Origin of the sequence: Nostoc flagelliforme FACHB-838 (assembly GCF_014698065.1) — a bacterium.
Classification (GTDB): Bacteria; Cyanobacteriota; Cyanobacteriia; order Cyanobacteriales; family Nostocaceae; genus Nostoc; species Nostoc flagelliforme_B.
In genome coordinates this window covers 47,968-66,987 of the sequence record NZ_JACJSI010000009.1, presented here as the reverse complement: position 1 = coordinate 66,987, position 19,020 = coordinate 47,968, and the positions used below count along the sequence as shown (strand labels likewise).

Sequence of the window (19,020 nt, the reverse complement as noted above, 5' to 3'; positions counted from 1 at the left end):
CTGAGGATTCCTGCACTACCTCTGCCTAGCTTATAGTTGCTTGGTAGGTATTAACTGCTTGAGAACAGAATCAACCTCTGCTTCTAGATCCTTAAACTTGGCTTTGTTCTGAGGATTCTCACTCCAATCCTCCATGACATCCAAGGTGCCGGCAAGAAATGCAGTTCGACAAGCTTGACGGCGAATTTTACCACTAGAGGTTTTAGGGATACTTCCAGTCCTGATGAGTACCGTAGCAAATATATCCAGTCCATGATGTGCAATCACTGCTTGTCTCACATTTCCAAGAATTTCTTGAACGTTTAACTTCCGCAAGTAACTCCGCTCTACCTCCTGAACAATAACTAGTCGTTCGGAACCCTTAAAATCGATGGAAAATGCTGCTCCTGAATCAGGTTTCAGGGCTGGATGGCTCTTTTCGACAGTCAGTTCAATATCGTGTGGATAATGATTTTGCCCTCTGATGATAATTACATCTTTCAATCTCCCTGTGATAAACAACTCCCCATCTTGCAAAAATCCTAAGTCTCCAGTGCGAAAAAATGGGATTGAGGTTGCACTATCGCTAATATCTGTATCTGCTAAATAGGCATGGAAACTCTTCTCTGTCTGCTCAGGTTGATTCCAATAACCTTGAGCAACACTCGGGCCTGCTACCCAAATTTCCCCAACTTGTTCAGACGCACACATCGTTAAGGATTGGGGATCAACAATGATCACCTTCTGATCAGCAGGACTCTGGCCACAACCTACTATTGTCTGGGTATCTCCCTGAGCCTTGTGCTCCTTGACAATTCGGTTTTGCTCTAATGCTGCTTTTTCTACCTTGCAAGTGATTGGTAAAGCTGTTTTCTCACCCCCACTTACTATCAAAGTGGTTTCTGCCATACCGTAGCAGGGGTAAAATGCTTCCTTGCGAAAGCCACAAGGCGCAAAAGTAGAAGCAAACTGCTCTAAAGTCTCAGCACGAACAGGTTCAGCACCGGTAAAGGCAACCTCCCAACTACTGAGATCGAGAGTCGCTAACTGTTCGGGTGTCACTTTGCGAATGCAAAGATCATAAGCAAAGTTTGGCCCACCACTAGTTGTAGCTTTGTAGTGAGATATTGCTTGTAACCAGCGAATTGGTTTTTGGAGAAAATCTACTGGAGACATCAGAATACAAGGAACCCCTAAATATAAAGGTTGCAAGACATTTCCAATGAGTCCCATGTCATGGAAAACAGGCAGCCAACCAACAACGATAGTTTTGTTTGTATGTCCGAAGGCTTTCTCGATCATCCGCTCGTTGTGCAGCAGATTCCCATGAGTGATCATCACGCCCTTTGGTGTCCCTGTAGAGCCAGATGTGTACTGGAGGAAAGCTAAGGTATTACCGGTCAATTCCTGCGGTTGCCATGCTTGTGCTAGATCGTTGCTCAACTCATCGGTAGCTAGCCAATGCAATCCAGAAATTTCTAAATCTTCTTGATTGGAGCTAGTTTGGAGGTTATCTAAAATAGATTTAGAAGTAAGTACGATCTTGGCTTCGGCATCTTTAGCTATTGCCTGCAACCTGGACAATTTTTGATTTCGTCTGGGTGGATATGCAGGAACAGCAATAACGCCGGCATATAAACATCCAAAGAAAGCAGCGATAAAATCTAGACCCGGTTGATATAGCAGCAAAGCACGTTCACCGCCAAGATTTAGAGCCTGGAGACTAGCTGCGATCGCTTGTGCTTGCAGATGTAACTCTCCATAAGTCAATGATGCTGCTTCTGTCTCTGTACTTTGTAAAAAAGTATAAGCTTTCTGGTCAGACTGATTTTTTGCTCTATAAATCAGCAATTCAACTAACGTTGAAAAATGATCCGGAGTTATCAAGCTGTTGGAATAAACACTCATTCAATGTGCCTCTATTCAATTACAGTTATTTGTGTCAGGCAGATGTGATACTTAAATCTGCGTTAAGAAATTAGAGTGATCGCATGATGTCAATCAGACTATCTTATTATTTATAGATTCTAAGTTTATCTCACTAAACCCTATTCATTAACAAAGATTTAAATGATGGGTTTGAAGCTTAAGGAAATAAATCAAATTAGAGATAATGATTTATTCATTGCTGATTAAGGTTGATGCGAACTATATTTATTTAGATGGGTTTATTCGATTACACAAGCTAAAATGATGTGACAAGTGTTACAGATTTTGTTTGTGTTTCATGGAATTAGAATATAGTTAATTTCTTCATAAGTCAACACACTATTTAAAACTTTTTTATGAATCTATCTAATGAAGTATATGCAAAAACTTTATCTATATCTTAGTTTTTAGCTACTAGCAAAAAACTCAATGACATAACAAAGTTGAACAAAATAATCAAGTGAGTTTATCATGTTCTTTAAAATCTATGTTTCTCAAAGTACAGTGAATTCAACTTAGAAAATATAGGCAGATAAACCTGGAAAAACATGATTTAAGCCTTTTTTTGGTCTAATATGTTGCATCTGCATCTGCATTTATTCCAGATTTTTGCTGCAATTGTATTCTAAAAAGACTTGATAACCCTGATTAGATTTGTTTTGGAATGATGACTTGAAAAGTATTTTAGTGTTGATAACATATATTTTCTTTAACTCAAATACTTTTTAGGAAAATTTTCCTTATCGAGCTACTACATAGGAAAATCAGCCTTTGCCTAGTTGTAATGTAATTACTAATTAGTTGCAAATACTAATTCATTGTGTGGTTATAATCAACCAACTAAGGTGGATTTGCAAGTTAACCATAGCAATAGGTGCTGTATCAACGTTTGTGAAAAATGTGAATTATATTCAATGTTGCAGCCTTCAAATGAGAATGATTGCAGAATATCTACGACAATAAACTAGCGATAAATCCCAAAGTTCATCGCGAAATAGGTATCGCAAATATATTGATACTTGGAAAATATGGATAGCTCTATCTCACCTCAAAGAACGCGCTACAAACTTAGAATTTTTGATCCCAGTTTTCTATGCACCTGTCCTGCTTTGAGCCTAAAAATACAATCAATGCTGAACAAGCAATTACAACATCCGTGTATTTCTCTTGATTAGAGATGCATAGGTGAGAAACAACTACTAAAATTCTCAGATTAACTAACCAAAGTTGTTAGCCGCCGTATTTCGCACCCTCATAAAAATTATGCTGCTAGAGAAAAATCTAAATTTATTTATTGAGCGAAAATTCTGATCTTTGAGCCAAAATTTTCGTTGCGGTTGATTGGTAGAATGACAGGGCAAACGCACGTAATTTCTGAAATCCTTGTTGGACAGGTTATTGATGAAAACAATAGCCTGAATCATCATCAAAAGCCCCAATCCTTGCTGTACCGTTAAAGGATTCTTATACTTTAGATGAGTTTGCCCTAAGTAGAATAAATTGCCCTTGCAAGTGTTACAACTTACAAAAGGTTGATTTACTATAGCTTGATTTTGACGAAGAGTTTGTGTCATAATTGCTATTAGTTGTTATTCATGGTAAAAAGCGGCTGCACGAAAGTGCGCCAGCTAATTCTGAATTTCTCTTGCCCGAGATTTGCAGAAAAGTACATAAGTAAGTTAGCCACAAAGGTTAACTTATTAATAGCCTGATAAACAACTAAAACTGGGATAATCCCTCTGGCATTTTCGGAGACTAGGGGGGTTAACTCCCGGTTTAAATAAGGACTTAGATTTTACCTGCTATCATTGGGGATTGCTAAAGGAATATCTAAGTTCGCTATGGCTTTTTGTTAATTGTTGAATATTTGCTACTTATAAATAAACATAATAGATTTCCAATTTAAGATCAATACTCGTAGCTAAAATTACATTGAAATCAGAGAACACAAGTATTATAAAGGTTGAAAATCTTAGGGTTAGAAGGTAATTACCAACCCATAGAACCTTTTAATAAATGTAATTGCTGCAAAATTTGAAAGTAGCGCCTATTAAGTAGTTACTTCCGAAAGGTGAAGCCTGGAAAGGGCTGATTAATAGTTTTTGTGAATCAATCAAAACAATTTTTATTCCTCCTCATCTGTTTATTTTTAGTGATCTTTTAGAAAAACCAATCTAAACAATACAGTTATTTGATGGTTAATGCAACACTTCTTAGGTTAGATCATTAAGTTTAAAAACTTAACTTTCCGTTGTATACCTAAAGACATAGGGCATAAGAGATTTACTCCTTTACTGAAATGCCAGAACCCAAGAATGGCGAGTGAGAATAGCCAAGGTTTTAATTTCCCTACCAAAATCTTTGATTTGGAGCTATTAGTCAGTGTGGCACAGAGGTCTACACGTTTATTGCATTCCTCTATGTTCAGCATACCTGCTTTTTGCCTTCTTTACACTAAAACACATATTTTTTTATTTTTTAACTTTATGGATATCATAGGTGAGAAGTTAAGGTCTTAGGGAATGGCAATTTTATTTCAAAGGCTTATCAAGTAAGGATTATAGAAGGGTGAGCCTTGGAAGGATCAAACCAGATTGGGAACCTACCTTAACAGTAAAATCAGATTTTTGGGCTAGAGTTATTGCCAATGGAATCAAGTAGGGTAAGCGCGGGGCAGAAGAAAACTGGGTGTTGGATACCAGATGTCAGATTCAGGTGCAGCGCAACGGGTCTATAGTAAACTACTTAGACTTAGCCTACGGCTAAGTCTAAGTAGTTTACTATTCTGTATATTTAAAAACACTTTATCTGTACCTTGTGGGGTTAAGTAATTACCATCATTCTTTAGCCTTGACCCTTTTCCCCTTTGGAGATAAGGATGTATTCTTCTTCAAAAACTTTCTCTAATAACCAGCCTTTGATTTTCTTAAAACACTTTCAGTATTTTAACTGTTGTCTTAGCTTTTAATGCTTATTTAATATGTAGCACAGTATTACTCATTATCTTAGGCATTATGAAAACTCTACTACAGACTTACTTAGAAAAAGAAATCTGGATACTAATACGAGACAAGTGGTATTTTGCCACAATTATCGGAGTTTGGGATGATTCATTGTGGTTTAAACATACAACTTACAATAAAGAGACAGAAGAGGATACTTTATGGGAAATGGTTGTAAAAATCAGTGAGGTAATTGCTATTGATAAAATTAAGGCTGTTATTAGTAGAAAACCAGACGTGCTAATTTCACGGCTACTAGAAACTGAACAGGGTACAAATGATCATCAAGATTATAAACATTAATTAGTTTAATAGGTAGAAATTTTTCTTTTACATCAACTTAATAAAGCTAAAGGCGATGCCATCCCTGGGAAATTAGTAAATACCCATTGGTTATCTATAATTTCGATATAACCAAATTGAAATTTCAGACCGTTGCTGATTCGAAAAGATTGGACTTTCTAAGATATTCAAAGGAAGGCCCAAGCGTAAGAATTGCAGGTTGGGATACTTCACAGATTTAATTTACGCCGTTCCAAAAATTGTAGCATACATTTACATTATACGCTACATATAATACAACTAAATGCCTAATACAGTAGAGCATCTCCAACTTTAAAAGGGAAAATAAGCGATCGCTGTGATTAAAGCGTTGGATGTCATAATTGCTACAAAATAGCTCTAAATGAATTGTGGCGATCTGCTTATAGAGCGATTGCTACAATTATCTAACTATTTTGGTAAAAACTGTAGAGAACTATAAAAAATAATATGAATTGAGTAAATTAGGTAATTACTTCCTTTGGTAGTGATAGCGTTCTAACTCACTGGGTGCTAAATTCATCGCTTTTTATCTCTTTTAATCAATACCGTAGCCAATTTACGAGGGTTCAACACCTGTAGAAACGGGATGAATATGTCCTAAAACAGTAAGCTTGACAAAAATTTGGGTTAATAAAATAGGCTCAGGTTTTTCCCTAAGCATTTTTAACATTTCACGGACATATCGAAAGCCACGATAATAAGCTTTCAGGTCAATAATACCAGAACCGGGATTATGTTGACGAAAATACGAGAGGAGACGATGGGATAAATTGACCATAAAAAATGCGTGTTTTAGCAGCATTAGTTACCGCAGTTTGGCTTAGATCATAAAATCTTCCAGACCCCAAAACTGTTTAGCATCACGAAAGTTAAACTCGATTTGGAAACAGAGATTATAGTAGTCGATTATTTTCTCAAATGATAATTCCAAGCCACTAAAGAATAGAATTACATGGCTGCGGACATTAGTTTTAAGATTAATTATGACCAAAATAACTACATTATGTAGGTTGGGTTGAGGAGCGAAACCCAACGTTTTCAAGCCTTTGTTTGGTTTCAATCCCTTCAACCCAACCTACTAGCGCGGCAAGGTTAAAATATTGGGTTCAAAAAGCCTAAAAAGTATTAAACAAAACTATTCTATGATTACCCAACCTAACAAATTACGCTTGCCGCACTACTACAATTATTCTTAACCCAAGCGCATTGTGATAAATCTCTCAATATTAGTAATTGCTAAATGATCGCTGTCCCTAGTTGCCACAGTATCGTTATACAAAACAGTAGTATTACTTTGGACTTGAGTTTGCCATCTTCCATGTCAACGATGCGATCGGCAATGTCTAGGATACGGTTGTCATGAGTAACCATCAAGATGGTACAGCGTTGTTCTTTTGCCAGTTTTTGCATGAGATTGACTACATCTCGTCCCGATTGGCTGTCAAGCGCGGCGGTGGGTTCATCCGCGAGGATTATTTGAGGATGACTGGCTAAAGCACGAGCGATCGCTACTCTTTGTTTTTGTCCCCCAGACAGTTTATCAGGATAGTAATGCAAATGATTTCTTAATCCTACTTGCTCTAACATTTGGGCTGACCTAGCTTGCATCTTTTTTAACCCAAGATGTTTGTGCAATTCCAAAGCCATTTGGACGTTTTGGAGTGCTGTTAAACTACCATGCAAGTTATGTGCTTGGAAAATATAACCATTACGGCGTCGCGCCTGCACTAGTTGTTCAGCACTAGCACCACAAAGTTCTCGTCCCAACACCCGCAAACTACCAGATTGGGTAGAACGCAACCCACCTACTAAGGTCAGCAAGGTAGTCTTTCCAGAACCAGAAGGCCCGGTCATGAGAATAATTTCACCAGCGTTAATCTCTAAGTTAATGTTACATAAAACTTGCTTACGGAGTGAGCCGTGACCAAAATGATGGTCGAGATTTTGGATGGAGATGACGGATTGACTAGTCATAAATAGATCGATTACTCGTAACGCTCGTAATTTGTCCTTTGCAAATGACAAATGACAAACTTAAAACATATCAGCGGGATCAGTGGCTTGAAGTTTGCGGGTAGCGATCGCACCGGAAATTGTACACATAATGATAGTTAGCACCAATACCTGCAAGGCGCGAATTGCAGTCATGTACATAGGCAAATTTGTGGCAGTGCGAGTCAGTTGGTAAAGTGCTAAAGACACTCCCAATCCGGGGAAGAAGCCCAGCGCTGCCAATATCAACGATTCTTCAAGCACCACACCTAGCAAGTAGTAATTGCGATATCCCATTGCTTTGAAGGTCGCGTATTCTCGAACGTGGGCATTAACATCAGTGGAGAGGACTTGATAGACGATAATTACCCCCACCACAAACCCCATCGATACACCCAAACTGAAAATAAATCCAATTGGGGAATTTGTTCTCCAGAAGTTATTTTCAAATTCAATAAATTCAGTATGGGTTAATACTCTGACATCATCTTTTAGGTAGGCTTTGAGCATTGCTGCTACTTTTTTCGGGTCATAACCTGGTTTAAGAACAATCAAACCTAGACTGACACTGCTGGGCTGTCGCCCAGAAAATAGCCGCAAAAAGTTCTGATCGCTGGTAATTAGGTTGCCATCAGAACCAAAAGAAGCACCAACTTTGAATAATCCACTAATGGTAATTGTGCGCCGTTCTATTTCGGTGGTTAGAGTTTTACCTTGGTCAATTTGAGCGATCACTTTTTGATAATCTCCTCTTGCACCACGATCAAACAAGACGGTATCCGGCATTTTGATCGCTTGCAATTGCTGATTAACATCCGGTAAGTCAAACGCTGGCTTGTCTGGGTTAAACCCGATAACTAACACCCCCGTCTCACGGTGTGTTTGGGGATTTTTCCAAATTGTGTTGTTGAAATACATTGGTTCCGCCGATTTTACCCCTGGTATATCCATTGCTTGGTAAAGTCGCCGACGAGAAAATGTAGACAAGCTTGGCAAGTTACGAGCCTGGGGACTCATTAAAACAATGTCTGCTTGCAAACTGCGATGTAGTCTGGTGTTACTGTCATACAGCGCAGTTTGAAAACCTAGCTGCATGAACATCAAAAGATCCGCAAAGGCGATGCCTGATAATGCCACCAAAAGACGGCTTTTTTCATGATTCAGTTGCAGCCATCCTAAAGGGGTTCGTCGTCGCAGTTGTTTGATCAATCCCATAATTAGGTACTGGGGTTGGAGATTGGGGATTGGGGAAATGCCCGTTTTACAATTCAATTACCGCCTTAACTTGCATATTGGTTAAGGTAGCGGCTTTTCGGCTAGAGGCTTCATCTAGTCGGATATGGACTTCTACTACTCTGTTGTCGATATTGCTTACGGGATCTGTGTTAATGACATTCTGCCGTCGCACTTGCAAGCCTTTGCGATCTACGATTCCCTGCAATTCAATGGGGAGGTAATCACCAAAAACTCGCACTTGCTGCCCTGAATGCACTTTGCCGATGTCACTTTCGTATACTTCGGCTATCACATACATCTGATTGGTTTGTCCAATATCTGCAATGCCATCATTTGATACTAATTCTCCAGGATGGGTGCGGATCTCAAATACCTGTCCATTTTGAGGCGATCGCACCTCAGCCTGTTTTAAATTAGCTTTTGCTAGATTCATGGCTGCTACGGCACGATTAATTTCTGCTTGGACAGCTGCTACATCCACTCCTCGCACCTCAGCGATTTCATCTAGTGTTGCTGTAGCCTGTTTTACCTGCTGATGGCTAGTTGATTGGATACGATTTAACTGCGCCTGGGCTTCTTGCAGGCTTTTTTGGGTAGTTTCCAAGTTTAAACGCTTGCTATCCCGTTGGGAGGCGGAAATTGCCCCCTGTTGATATAGCTGCTGATAGCGTTCGTCTTCCGCTTGGGCGTTACGCACTTCGGCTTGGAATCGCTCAATTGTCGCTACTTGGGTATTAATATCACCTTGACGTTCTGCTTCTAAGCGAGCGATCGCGGCTTTTTGGGCAGCAATTTCACCGCGTTTAGCACCTGCTTGGGTGCGGTTTAGGTTAGCCTGGGCTACTTTCACTTGTTCCTGTGCCTCTTTTAATGCTGCTTCCAGGCGATCGCGGCTGTTCAAAATTGCAATTACCTGTCCTGCTTTTACCCTATCCCCCTCCTTCACCAACAACTTTTCTACCCGGCTTCCTTCCGCAGACACCGCAGCAGAAAGTTTTATTACTTTTCCCTGTGGTTCGAGCCGTCCTAAAGCTGTTACCGTTTTTAACGGTGGCAATTGTCTTGCTGGAATTTGTGCCTCTGGATTTGCATAATTTTGCCAGCGTTTTACTATATAAAAACTTATTCCGCCAATCAATAAAGATGCAATTATACCTATAGCAACAGATGGACGCAGAATAGACTTAGGGAACATTCTGTACCCTAGCTTTGAATTTCGCACCATAGATTACCTCTTAACTAGTGGCGCAGAAAAAAGAATAGATTAAGCTTTTCTCAGTATTTATTTGCTACTTCTTACTTCTTTAGTCCGTTATTGTTGATTTATCACTTAAAAGCCCATAGAATAATTTAGAAATTGTTGAGATTTTACTTAGATAAAGTTATTTAGCTGGCGAAGAGAACAACAAATATCTTTATTGAATGAGAGGTTTATGTTCTTGGTAAACTACCTTTGTTTTATGAAAGTACCCAGGTATAGTAGACTGTTTTCAAATTGCAGGTTGTAACAGCGCCAACAATCAGATTACAAATTTTATACTTTTTGTATCCCTGAATACTTGATCTCCGAGACATAAGCCATAGAAACTAATTGTGTATTTAAATACTAAACACATGAAAAAAACTAGGCTTTTTAAATTTCTGTTGCCTTGTGTAGCTGTAGCCCTACCTATAGCTTTGATTGGATATTTACGCCCAACTAAAGCACAATCATCAAGTGTGCATCTGTGCGTGGGCAATCCAAGTAATGCAACAACAAACGTCTCATCTCCAAACAACTATTTATTAGTAAAACCTCAATATGCGCTAAGTTACAGCCGCGATAAAGGGATTCCAAATTGGGTGTCTTGGCAGCTAAATTCCTCGTGGCTAGGTTCCACACCCAGACAAGATAACTTCCGTGCTGATACTACTCTCCCTACTGGGTGGTATCGGGTAGGTAGCTCTGACTATTCTGGTAGCGGGTTTGATAGAGGACACATGACACCTTCTGCTGACAGAACAAAGACAGTAACCGATAACTCAGCAACTTTTCTCATGACGAATATGGTGCCACAATCACCGGATAATAATCAGGGGCCTTGGGCTTCACTAGAAAACTACTCTAGAAGCTTAGTGAGCCAAGGGAATGAACTATGTATTATTTCTGGCACTTACGGCATTGGTGGAACTGGATCGAATGGCACAAGATATACAATTGCTAATGGCAATGTTCAAGTTCCGACTAGGGTTTGGAAAACTATTGTAGTAAACCCTGGTGCTGGAGGGTCTGGGGTTACGGCTAACACGCGGGTTATTAGTGTTAATATGCCTAACATTCAAGGCATAAGAAACAACGATTGGAGAACATATCGAGTTTCTGTTGACTCAATTGAAGTTCAAACAGGCTTAAATTTATTATCGAATGTGTCAACATCTGTTCAATCTGTGATTGAATCTAGAGTTGATAATTTGTAGCTCAATCAAAACTACACAGAATTTAATATAATTCGTAATTAATAAATTTGTTAATTTCAATCCATAAATTGAGTTAATCTATAAATTAATTACGAATTATAAATTAGCTACTAAGTTTCCACAACTTTAGTAGAAATACCTGCTAAATCTCCAGATGGAGTTTTGCCAATAATATAAACATCAATATCTATCGTACCGATACGATAAACTTTAATTTCATTGAGGTTATCTTTAAGAATCTGGACAAGTGTTTGAAATTTTTTAACATTTTGTTTCTGTTCTTCGTCATGCCACTCTTGTTCATAGGCACAATTTCGAAATAAATAATCTAAAGCCACTTCCTCAATCGGTGAGTCTTGGGGATGATTTGTTAACTGGAGTAGTTTTTGAGTTGTCAGACCGTTAGCTTCACCAGTCCATAAAAAAACCTCAAAAGGGTATTCTGACTCGCTCATCATTAACAAATCAGCAGAAGACTGTTTTAATTTTTCAGTAATTTTGTTACTCATGAGTAATTAATTTTTGATACCGCTCATACTGTATCATTACCCGTTCATTTTAACTGCTGCAATAACAGCATCGTCATTTACTAATTTGCCATCTTCCATGTGGACAATGCGATCGGCAATATCGAGAATACGGTTATCATGAGTGACTAAAAGAATGGTACAATGTTGTTCCTTTGCTAGTTGTTGCATGAGGTTGACCACATCTCGTCCCGATTTACTGTCAAGGGCGGCGGTGGGTTCATCCGCTAAAACAATTTTAGGACGACCAACCAATGCACGAGCGATCGCAACTCGTTGTTTTTGTCCCCCAGATAAATCATCAGGATAATAATTCAGGCGATGCCCTAATCCTACCTCCTCTAACATTTGGGCTGACCGAGTTTTCATTTCTGTCGGCGAAATATTATTATGTACTTCCAAGCCCATTCTGACGTTCTGGAGTACTGTCAGGCTACCGTGCAAGTTATGTGCTTGGAAAATATAACCGTTATTGCGTCGCGCTTGGGTAAGTTGTCCTTTGCTAGCGCCACACAGTTCTTGTTCCAATATTTGCAAACTACCAGATTGGGCAGAACGCAAACCGCCGACTAAGGTAAGAAGTGTAGTTTTACCAGAGCCAGAAGGCCCAGTCATAATAATAATTTCACCAGCGTTAATATCTAGATTGATATCAAAAAGAACTTGCTTGCGGAGTTGACCATTACCAAAATAGTGGTCGAGATTTTTAACAGAGATGACGGGTTTGCTAGTCATAAATAGCTCGATTACTCGTGATGATTGTCATTTGTCCTTAGTCCTTTTAAGTAACAAATCACAAATGACCAATGACAAAGGACTAATTTCAAAACATATCTGCGGGGTCGGCAGACTGTAATTTACGAGTAGCGATCGCACCAGAAATTATACACATAATCATAGTTAGAGTTAATACCGTTAAGGCCCGCCCTACAGTCATATAAAGTGGTAAATTGGTGGCATTACGAGTTAAATGATAAAGTCCTAGAGGTGCGATCGCTCCGGGAATAAAGCCCAAAATTGCCAAAATTATTGCCTCTTCAAACACCACACCTAATAAATAAAGATTGTTATACCCCATTGCTTTGAAAGTGGCGTATTCTTTGATGTGAGAATTCACATCTGTAGAAAGAACTTGATAGACGATAATCACGCCCACCATAAACCCCATCGCTACACCCAGGCTAAAGATAAACCCGATAGCAGTATTCGTTTTCCAGTAATTTATTTCAAATTCGATAAATTCTGCTTTGGTTAAAACTTTAACATCATCATCCAAATAAGTTTCTAAAGTTGTTTTCATCTGTTTTGGGTCGTAGCCTGGTTGCAGCTGTACCAAACCGACACTGACACCGCTGGCTTCTCGTCTGGGAAATAGTCGCAGAAAGTTCTGGTCGTTGGTGATTAAAGTACCATCAGCTATGAAGGAGGCCCCGACTGAAAATAAGCCGCTAATGGTAATTGTCCGGCGTTCTATTTCGGTTGTGACAGTTTTACCCTGTTCTATTTTAGCGATCGCATCATTATAATCTCCTCTAGAGGCGCGATCGAACAAAACGGTATCTGGTAGCTTAATATCATCAATCTGGCGATTCACATCCGCTAAGTTAAACACTTGCTGATCCGGATTGAACCCCATAACTAATATTGTCGTCTTCTGATGTGTTTGGGGATTTTTCCAATCAACAATGTTGATATACATTCCTTCTGCCGACTTTACACCTGGTACATCCATTGCTTGATACAGCCGTCGCCGCGTAAAGCTAGACATATTTGCTAAGTTACGTGCTTGGGGACTGATGACAAACATATCAGCCTGCATACTGCGATGTATGATTGTGTTACTTTCAAACAGCGCATTCTGAAATCCTAGCTGCATAAACATCAGAACATCGGCAAAAGCAATGCCTGACAATGCCACCAAAAGACGGCCTTTTTCATGACTCAGTTGCAGCCATCCTAAAGGCGTTCGCCGCCGCACTTGTTCGATTAATTTCATAATAGGGAATAGGGGAGTGGGGAGATGAGGGAGCAGGGGAGACAGAGGGAGCAGGGGAGGCAAGAATGGAATAACCTCATGCCCAATTCCCAATTAAATTTCAATTACCGCTTTAACTTGCAAATTAGTGAAGCTAGAAGCATTTTGGCTAGATAGTTTATTCAGTTGCACATGCACTTCCACAACTCTGGCATCAATATTGCTAGAGGGGTCAGCGTTGATCAGATTTTGCCGCTTTACCTGCATACCAATCCGATCTACTCTTCCCTCTAATTCATTGCGTAGGGAATCACTGCTTACCCGCACATCCTGTCCCGGACGCACTTTCTTGATATCACTTTGGTAAACTTCTACTACTGCATACATCTGGTCGGTTTGACCTAGAGCCACAATTCCTTCATTGCCAACAGTTTCTCCGGCTCGTGTATTAATCTCTAAAATTCGACCGGCTTTAGGAGCCACAACATAAGCCTGCGCCAGTTCTGCTCTAATTTTATCCACGGTGGCTTGAGCGCTGTCTACCTCTGCTTGTGCATTTGCTATATCTGTTGGACGGACTTCAGCAGTTTGATTTAGGTTAGCTTTTGCTTCGTTAATCTGCTGTTGCAAGCTGGCAAGGGTTTGCTCTTGGTTGGCTTTTGCTTCGTTAAGCTGCTGTTGTAGGGTAGCAACAGTTCTTGTCTGAGTCGCTTGGCTTTCAATTAACGCTTGAGTGGAAGTTTCGGCGCTTAAGCGTCTGTTATTAACTTCCTGGCTAGAAATTGCTCCTGCATTGTACAAAGTCTCATAGCGCTGCACATCAGCTTGGGCATTGCGTCTCTCGGCTGCTACGCGAGCCACTGTTGCTTGCAAGCTCCGTTGTTGCCCTTGTAGCTCTGCTTCTATACGATTAATTGTGGCTTGCTGAGTTTTAATGTTTCCTTCTAGTTCTACTTGTAAACGATTCACAGTAGCTTGACGCGCTCCAATTTCTCCCTGTTTGGCTCCAGCTTTTACCTGATTAAGGCGGGTTCTGGCAACTTGAACTTGTTTTTGTGCTTCAATCAAACTAGCCTGTAGGCGATCGCGGTTGTCCATAATCGCAACTATCTGCCCAGGTTTGACGCGATCGCTTTCTTTCACCAATAGTTGCTGTACCCTATTTCCTTCATTAGAAGAAGGTGCTGACAGTTTTATTACCTCTCCCTTTGGTTCCAACCGCCCTAATGCTGTTACTGTTTTTACCACAGGCTGAACTGCTACGGGTACTTTTTGCTTTTCATTAGCCGTAGCCTGAAGCTTCATCACCGTATAAACGCTGATTCCACCTATCGCTAGAGAGCCAATTATTGCAAGTAGAAGAGGCGATCGCAAAAGATTCTGAGAAGAGCTTAAACCCTCTGAATTCCTGTTTTCCCTCATACATTCCCCCTTACCACCAGTAGCAAACTGTACTAAACTGTTCAGTTCAGTTTATGCTAAACTAAACGGACTAGTTTAGTCAAGAAGATACAACTAAACTCTTTTCAGCTTTATCAAGGAAGGCAGTTATTGCAGAGGTAGCAAAGGTTTAAGATCCCAACTGTTGCGTCAGTTTCCCGCAAGGTAAGAGAAGTGGCTCCCCCAGTCCCCTCCACCCTTCTATTTATTTTCGCCATTTTTTACCAGGGCATTTTGCAGCATCTATTAATATTGTTTATAAGAAAGGATGATTAATAAATGGTACGCATCAAAGCTGGCGAAGTGGATCGAGACAATTCCGTTGATAAAGTGGAGCAAATTCTGCAAGGAGCAATGCAAGAATTCCTTCAACATGGCTACGCTGGCACAAGTATGGATCGGGTAGCGGTAGCAGCAGGTGTTTCTAAAGCGACAGTCTACAGCCACTTTCAAGATAAAGAAGGACTTTTTAAAGTACTGTTAGAGCAACTGGCAAGCAAAAAGAACAACTCCATTTTTGGCACAGAACCTATTGAGGGAGAACCAGCCGCTATACTCCACCAGGTAGCAACCAAAGCATTAGAGCAGATGATTAACGACAAAGAACATAGTGCATTTATGCGAGTACTAATAGGAGAATCTGGGCGTTTTCCTGAGTTAGCTCAAATTTGTGTTCGGGCGATGATTAAGCCAGTAGCGGAAACTCTAACTGAATACTTGGCGGCTCCTGAATTAAAGATACCTGACCCAGAGGCAACAGCGAGAATTCTCATAGGAGCATTGGTGCATTTTCATATTACTCAAAATGTGATGCATGGACAGGACATTATACCAATGGAAAGCGATCGCCTGATTGATGCCTTCACACACCTAATTAATAAATGCGCCGATTAGATTGGCTGTTTCCCAGCGCTTGTTCGGTCGGAAAGCCGAATATCACCTTGATTAAGATCATCTCCGCCAAATTACCCATAATAAAAGAACCCCTCTTTGCCTGCTCTTGGGGGAGACAAAGCACAGCTTTGACAGGGCGTGGAGTTCTGCGGGTTTAATAAGTAATCAAGCGGACATGATACCGCTCAATGGTGGAATATTTGACCCGGATTTCTCACAAGTGAGAAATCCGGGGGCCGCATATAATAACGAAAGGATACATTTAATTAATACAGGTTGCAAAAGCTTACTTGGCGTGAAAACCTTAAAAAGGTATCAGCTAATTATTAAAAAACTGCTAGTTAATATCTCTTCAAAATTGGCGAACCTGCCGTAGTTATTTTTAAGTAAGTCGGCACAATAAAAGCAAACTGTGTAAAGAAAAGTAAACAACGCTCAAACTCTTTTTCCCCCTGCCCTCTGCCTTATCCCAACAATAATTATTTACGCCGACCTACTTATAGGTCTTCGGATGTCATAGCTTAACAATATTAAAAATAGTTAATAAATAAGCTCTAACAAAAATATGGCTACTGAAAATACTCTGCTTACCGCTCTGCCCCGCGACATATACAAGCACATAGAAAACAAAATGGAGGAGGTCGAACTTCCATCCGGTAAGGTACTCAACCGACCCGGCGAAACCATCGAACAAGTCTACTTCCCTCTCACCTGCCTAATCTCAGTCACCGTTACAATGATGGACGGTAGCACGGTTGAAGCCGGAGTGGTTGGAAGTCGGGAGATGGTAGGGATCAACGCCTTCATGGGCGGGAGCGAGACGACGCAGACCGAGTACATCGTTCAGGTTCCCGGCAAGGCGGTGAAAATGAAGGCATATCTGCTGCTGGATGAGTTCGACACTAATAAGCCGCTGCGGGATGTGATGCTCAAATACACACAGGCTTATATCGCGCAAATCTCACAGAATGTTGCCTGCAACCGCATTCATACTATAGAAAAACGCATGGCCCGTTGGTTGCTTGAGTCCAGTGACCGTCTCTACTCGGATGAACTGTTCCTGTCCCATGAGTTCCTCTCCCACATATTGGGCGTGCGCCGTTCTGGCATCACCGAAACGGCCCATCTCTTGGAGAAGAAAGGTCTTATCGAATGCAGCCGAAAGAAAATCCATATCCTTGATCCGCAGGGACTAGAAGAGGCTTCTTGTGAGTGTTATGGGGTAATCAAAAAAGAATACGATCGCCTGCTAAAGTTTAAGGTAGAGAGATAACGAATAGAGTCCTTCTCACCTTTTTAGCCCTAATAGAGGCTGTTACGAGATGTGATGGATGTCGCGCACCATCCAGCGCAAGCCTGTTAACTTGCCTTTAACGTCGCGCACACAAGCTACAGTTATAGCAGCCTCAAAAGGCTCACAGTCACGGGGCTGTATCCGTGATATCCACTCTTGCACATAATCACACTCAGACGTGTGCATCTGGTTTAGTTGGGAACGAAACGCCTGACGTTCTTCTATTGCAATGAAACAGACTAACGGTTTGTTTACCAAAAATCGCTGTTGAAGATTGAATAGTGACGCCGTGGCACGATTAGCTGACAGAATTTTTCCTTGTGTGTCAGTCACCAAGTAAGCATTTGGTATGAAGTTTAACAGGTCTTGGTAGCGCTTGTATTCCTCTCTAAGCCGTACTTGTACATTTCCCAATTTTTGAGTTTGCTCGAACAACTTCTCTGTAACTATCTCTAGTGTTTTTGAAGCAGTATCAAGTTCCTTCAAAGTTGCTAGCAGCATATCGGCTTCTGGCTGTACTGCGGTGTTCGTATCTTGGTACAAGTTAGCTGAACGCCCTTGCACTGACTGTAACTGCTGGGTAAACATACATATCTAGGTTCATTATTAATTCAGGTGGCATCTAAGTTTCAATCCCTGAATATAAAGAAAGAGACTGTTAAGCAATTCCTAAAGGATTTTATCCCACCAGTTGTTAGTTACTGGGTTTTAACCAGTAACGAGAAATTAAGGGATATTGCCATCGATGAATTTGCTCCTAAATTTCTTAGACGTTCGGGATTGCCTAAATTTAAGTATTGTTTAAAGTTTAAAGAACTCAGTCGCTCCCAGTCAGTACGATTTCGTACAATATTATGAAAATTTGCTCTTGACACTCAGACTCCGGTATCGCTGCAAAAGTCGCCACAAGTTCTTAACCCTGGCTTTGAAAAACTACAACTAAGCAAGGAAGTTGAGAGGTTGATGTCACTAGAACCTTTATAAACAGAGCTTTTTGGCAAGTCTAAGATTTACATTTATGACTCAATTTTCTTAAAAGCACCCCTAACTTTTGCTTTGGGGCTTCCAGTTAAAAAAATATCCCATCCCTGCGGAACGCTCTGCGTTCGCGTAAGCGTTCCGCAGGGTACGAAGGGGCGCAACGCCTTGCGCCTCACAAATCTAGGAATAATTTGGGATAATTTATTTTTTGCAAGTCCCTTTGTATCCCTTATTGCTAGCCAACTTAACATTAAACCATACTTTATCTACCTTAGCTTTTTCACCAGGTACAAGAATAAATTTGGCAAAAAGAGTAATTTTTTTTAGATATGCCCTAACCACAGTCATCTCTCTAATTTATTCGCAGACTTAAGGCTTTCTTATAACTCAAAAGAATTACGAATAATTACTGTAAGAGCTTGTTTTACAATAATTGTTACATCTAGAATAATACAAATTTTTACCCAACCCTCTATACAAAAGGTCTAGAAATTAGATGGATGATTTAAAACAATTAGACAAGTATGCTTTTCAAGTCTTAACAATGAGCAGAGAAGGTTATTCTAGTCGCCAGATCGCCCAGCAGTTTCATTTAAGTTATAAGACAGTAAAGGATATTGTGGAACGATTTTCTCACTGGCGATAAAATGAAGAAAATTTTTAATCCCCCGTGCCTCTATTAAGGGGGATTTGATCGGAACCTTATTAACAGCGGATTTTCCGGCTTGTACTCCTTCCCTACGCAACGCTCCGCGAACAAAGAAGCAGCAAGCTACGCGCAGCTTCTCCCCATACACGATTATCATTCTTATTAAGTTTTTTTAAGTATTTTAACTGATTGACAAAAGTCTTTTTATCTGGAAACTCACCGATGTTTGCAGGACATCTCGTAGAGAAGCGGCTTCCCACAGGGCAACCCAACACCAAGAATCCTTGATTTTATTGGGTAACACTAAAGTTCAACCCAACTTAACAAATACAGCAGATTGC

The 19,020-nt window shown here is 40.3% G+C and carries 14 protein-coding genes and 1 pseudogene; 5 read left to right on the top strand and 10 right to left on the bottom strand.

Translation table 11 applies throughout. The annotated features are described in order from the left end of the window. Positions 1 to 30 precede the first annotated feature (30 nt). On the bottom strand, positions 31 to 1,887 hold the full coding sequence (locus H6G97_RS07155; protein WP_190939972.1) for a fatty acyl-AMP ligase: 1,857 nt from the start codon (positions 1,885 to 1,887) through the stop codon (positions 31 to 33). A gap of 3,035 nt (positions 1,888 to 4,922) precedes the next feature. On the opposite strand from H6G97_RS07155, the gene H6G97_RS07150 reads away from it, so the two are divergent. Beyond that, positions 4,923 to 5,213, top strand: coding sequence for a hypothetical protein (locus tag H6G97_RS07150; RefSeq protein WP_190939971.1), 291 nt, complete (start codon positions 4,923 to 4,925; stop codon positions 5,211 to 5,213). Positions 5,214 to 5,790: 577 nt separating this feature from the next. On the opposite strand, the pseudogene H6G97_RS07145 reads toward H6G97_RS07150, so the two are convergent. From H6G97_RS07145 to H6G97_RS07130, 4 genes and pseudogenes are all read right to left on the bottom strand, one after another. After that, positions 5,791 to 6,237: pseudogene (locus H6G97_RS07145) on the bottom strand (IS4 family transposase); the annotation flags it as partial. A gap of 233 nt (positions 6,238 to 6,470) precedes the next feature. Beyond that, positions 6,471 to 7,208: a DevA family ABC transporter ATP-binding protein gene (locus H6G97_RS07140; protein ID WP_190939970.1), complete on the bottom strand. Its 738-nt coding sequence runs from the start codon at positions 7,206 to 7,208 to the stop codon at positions 6,471 to 6,473. A 60-nt stretch (positions 7,209 to 7,268) separates the two neighbouring features. Next, the gene (gene devC, locus H6G97_RS07135; protein ID WP_190939969.1) at positions 7,269 to 8,441 is read right to left on the bottom strand and encodes an ABC transporter permease DevC; all 1,173 of its coding nucleotides are present in this window, start codon (positions 8,439 to 8,441) and stop codon (positions 7,269 to 7,271) included. Between the two features lie 46 nt (positions 8,442 to 8,487). Beyond that, positions 8,488 to 9,684: an HlyD family efflux transporter periplasmic adaptor subunit gene (locus H6G97_RS07130; RefSeq protein ID WP_190940033.1), complete on the bottom strand. Its 1,197-nt coding sequence runs from the start codon at positions 9,682 to 9,684 to the stop codon at positions 8,488 to 8,490. A gap of 392 nt (positions 9,685 to 10,076) precedes the next feature. On the opposite strand from H6G97_RS07130, the gene H6G97_RS07125 reads away from it, so the two are divergent. Beyond that, entirely contained in the window at positions 10,077 to 10,919 is an 843-nt protein-coding gene (locus tag H6G97_RS07125) for a DNA/RNA non-specific endonuclease (RefSeq protein WP_190940032.1), read from the top strand. 110 nt (positions 10,920 to 11,029) lie between these two features. On the opposite strand, the gene H6G97_RS07120 is transcribed toward H6G97_RS07125, so the two are convergent. The 4 genes from H6G97_RS07120 to H6G97_RS07105 form a co-directional block, all read right to left on the bottom strand. Further along, the gene (locus H6G97_RS07120) at positions 11,030 to 11,428 is read right to left on the bottom strand and encodes a nuclease A inhibitor family protein (RefSeq protein WP_190939968.1); all 399 of its coding nucleotides are present in this window, start codon (positions 11,426 to 11,428) and stop codon (positions 11,030 to 11,032) included. A gap of 36 nt (positions 11,429 to 11,464) precedes the next feature. Beyond that, the gene (locus H6G97_RS07115) at positions 11,465 to 12,181 is read right to left on the bottom strand and encodes a DevA family ABC transporter ATP-binding protein (RefSeq protein ID WP_190939967.1); all 717 of its coding nucleotides are present in this window, start codon (positions 12,179 to 12,181) and stop codon (positions 11,465 to 11,467) included. Positions 12,182 to 12,269: 88 nt separating this feature from the next. Beyond that, positions 12,270 to 13,445 (bottom strand): ABC transporter permease DevC, encoded by a 1,176-nt coding sequence (devC, locus tag H6G97_RS07110; RefSeq protein WP_190940031.1) that lies wholly within the window; start codon positions 13,443 to 13,445, stop codon positions 12,270 to 12,272. Positions 13,446 to 13,535: 90 nt separating this feature from the next. Continuing rightward, positions 13,536 to 14,843, bottom strand: coding sequence for an HlyD family efflux transporter periplasmic adaptor subunit (locus tag H6G97_RS07105; RefSeq protein ID WP_190939966.1), 1,308 nt, complete (start codon positions 14,841 to 14,843; stop codon positions 13,536 to 13,538). A 297-nt stretch (positions 14,844 to 15,140) separates the two neighbouring features. Here H6G97_RS07105 and H6G97_RS07100 point away from each other — a divergent pair, with 297 nt between their 5' ends. Next, positions 15,141 to 15,755, top strand: a complete 615-nt coding sequence (locus H6G97_RS07100; protein ID WP_190939965.1) for a TetR/AcrR family transcriptional regulator — start codon at positions 15,141 to 15,143, stop codon at positions 15,753 to 15,755. A 565-nt stretch (positions 15,756 to 16,320) separates the two neighbouring features. Next, positions 16,321 to 17,028 (top strand): Crp/Fnr family transcriptional regulator, encoded by a 708-nt coding sequence (locus tag H6G97_RS07095; protein WP_190939964.1) that lies wholly within the window; start codon positions 16,321 to 16,323, stop codon positions 17,026 to 17,028. 42 nt (positions 17,029 to 17,070) lie between these two features. On the opposite strand, the gene H6G97_RS07090 is transcribed toward H6G97_RS07095, so the two are convergent. Continuing rightward, the gene (locus H6G97_RS07090) at positions 17,071 to 17,637 is read right to left on the bottom strand and encodes a PAS domain-containing protein (RefSeq protein WP_190939963.1); all 567 of its coding nucleotides are present in this window, start codon (positions 17,635 to 17,637) and stop codon (positions 17,071 to 17,073) included. An 889-nt stretch (positions 17,638 to 18,526) separates the two neighbouring features. Between H6G97_RS07090 and H6G97_RS55875 the strand changes: the two genes are divergently transcribed. Then, positions 18,527 to 18,676: a helix-turn-helix domain-containing protein gene (locus H6G97_RS55875; RefSeq protein ID WP_190939962.1), complete on the top strand. Its 150-nt coding sequence runs from the start codon at positions 18,527 to 18,529 to the stop codon at positions 18,674 to 18,676. Positions 18,677 to 19,020 lie beyond the last annotated feature (344 nt).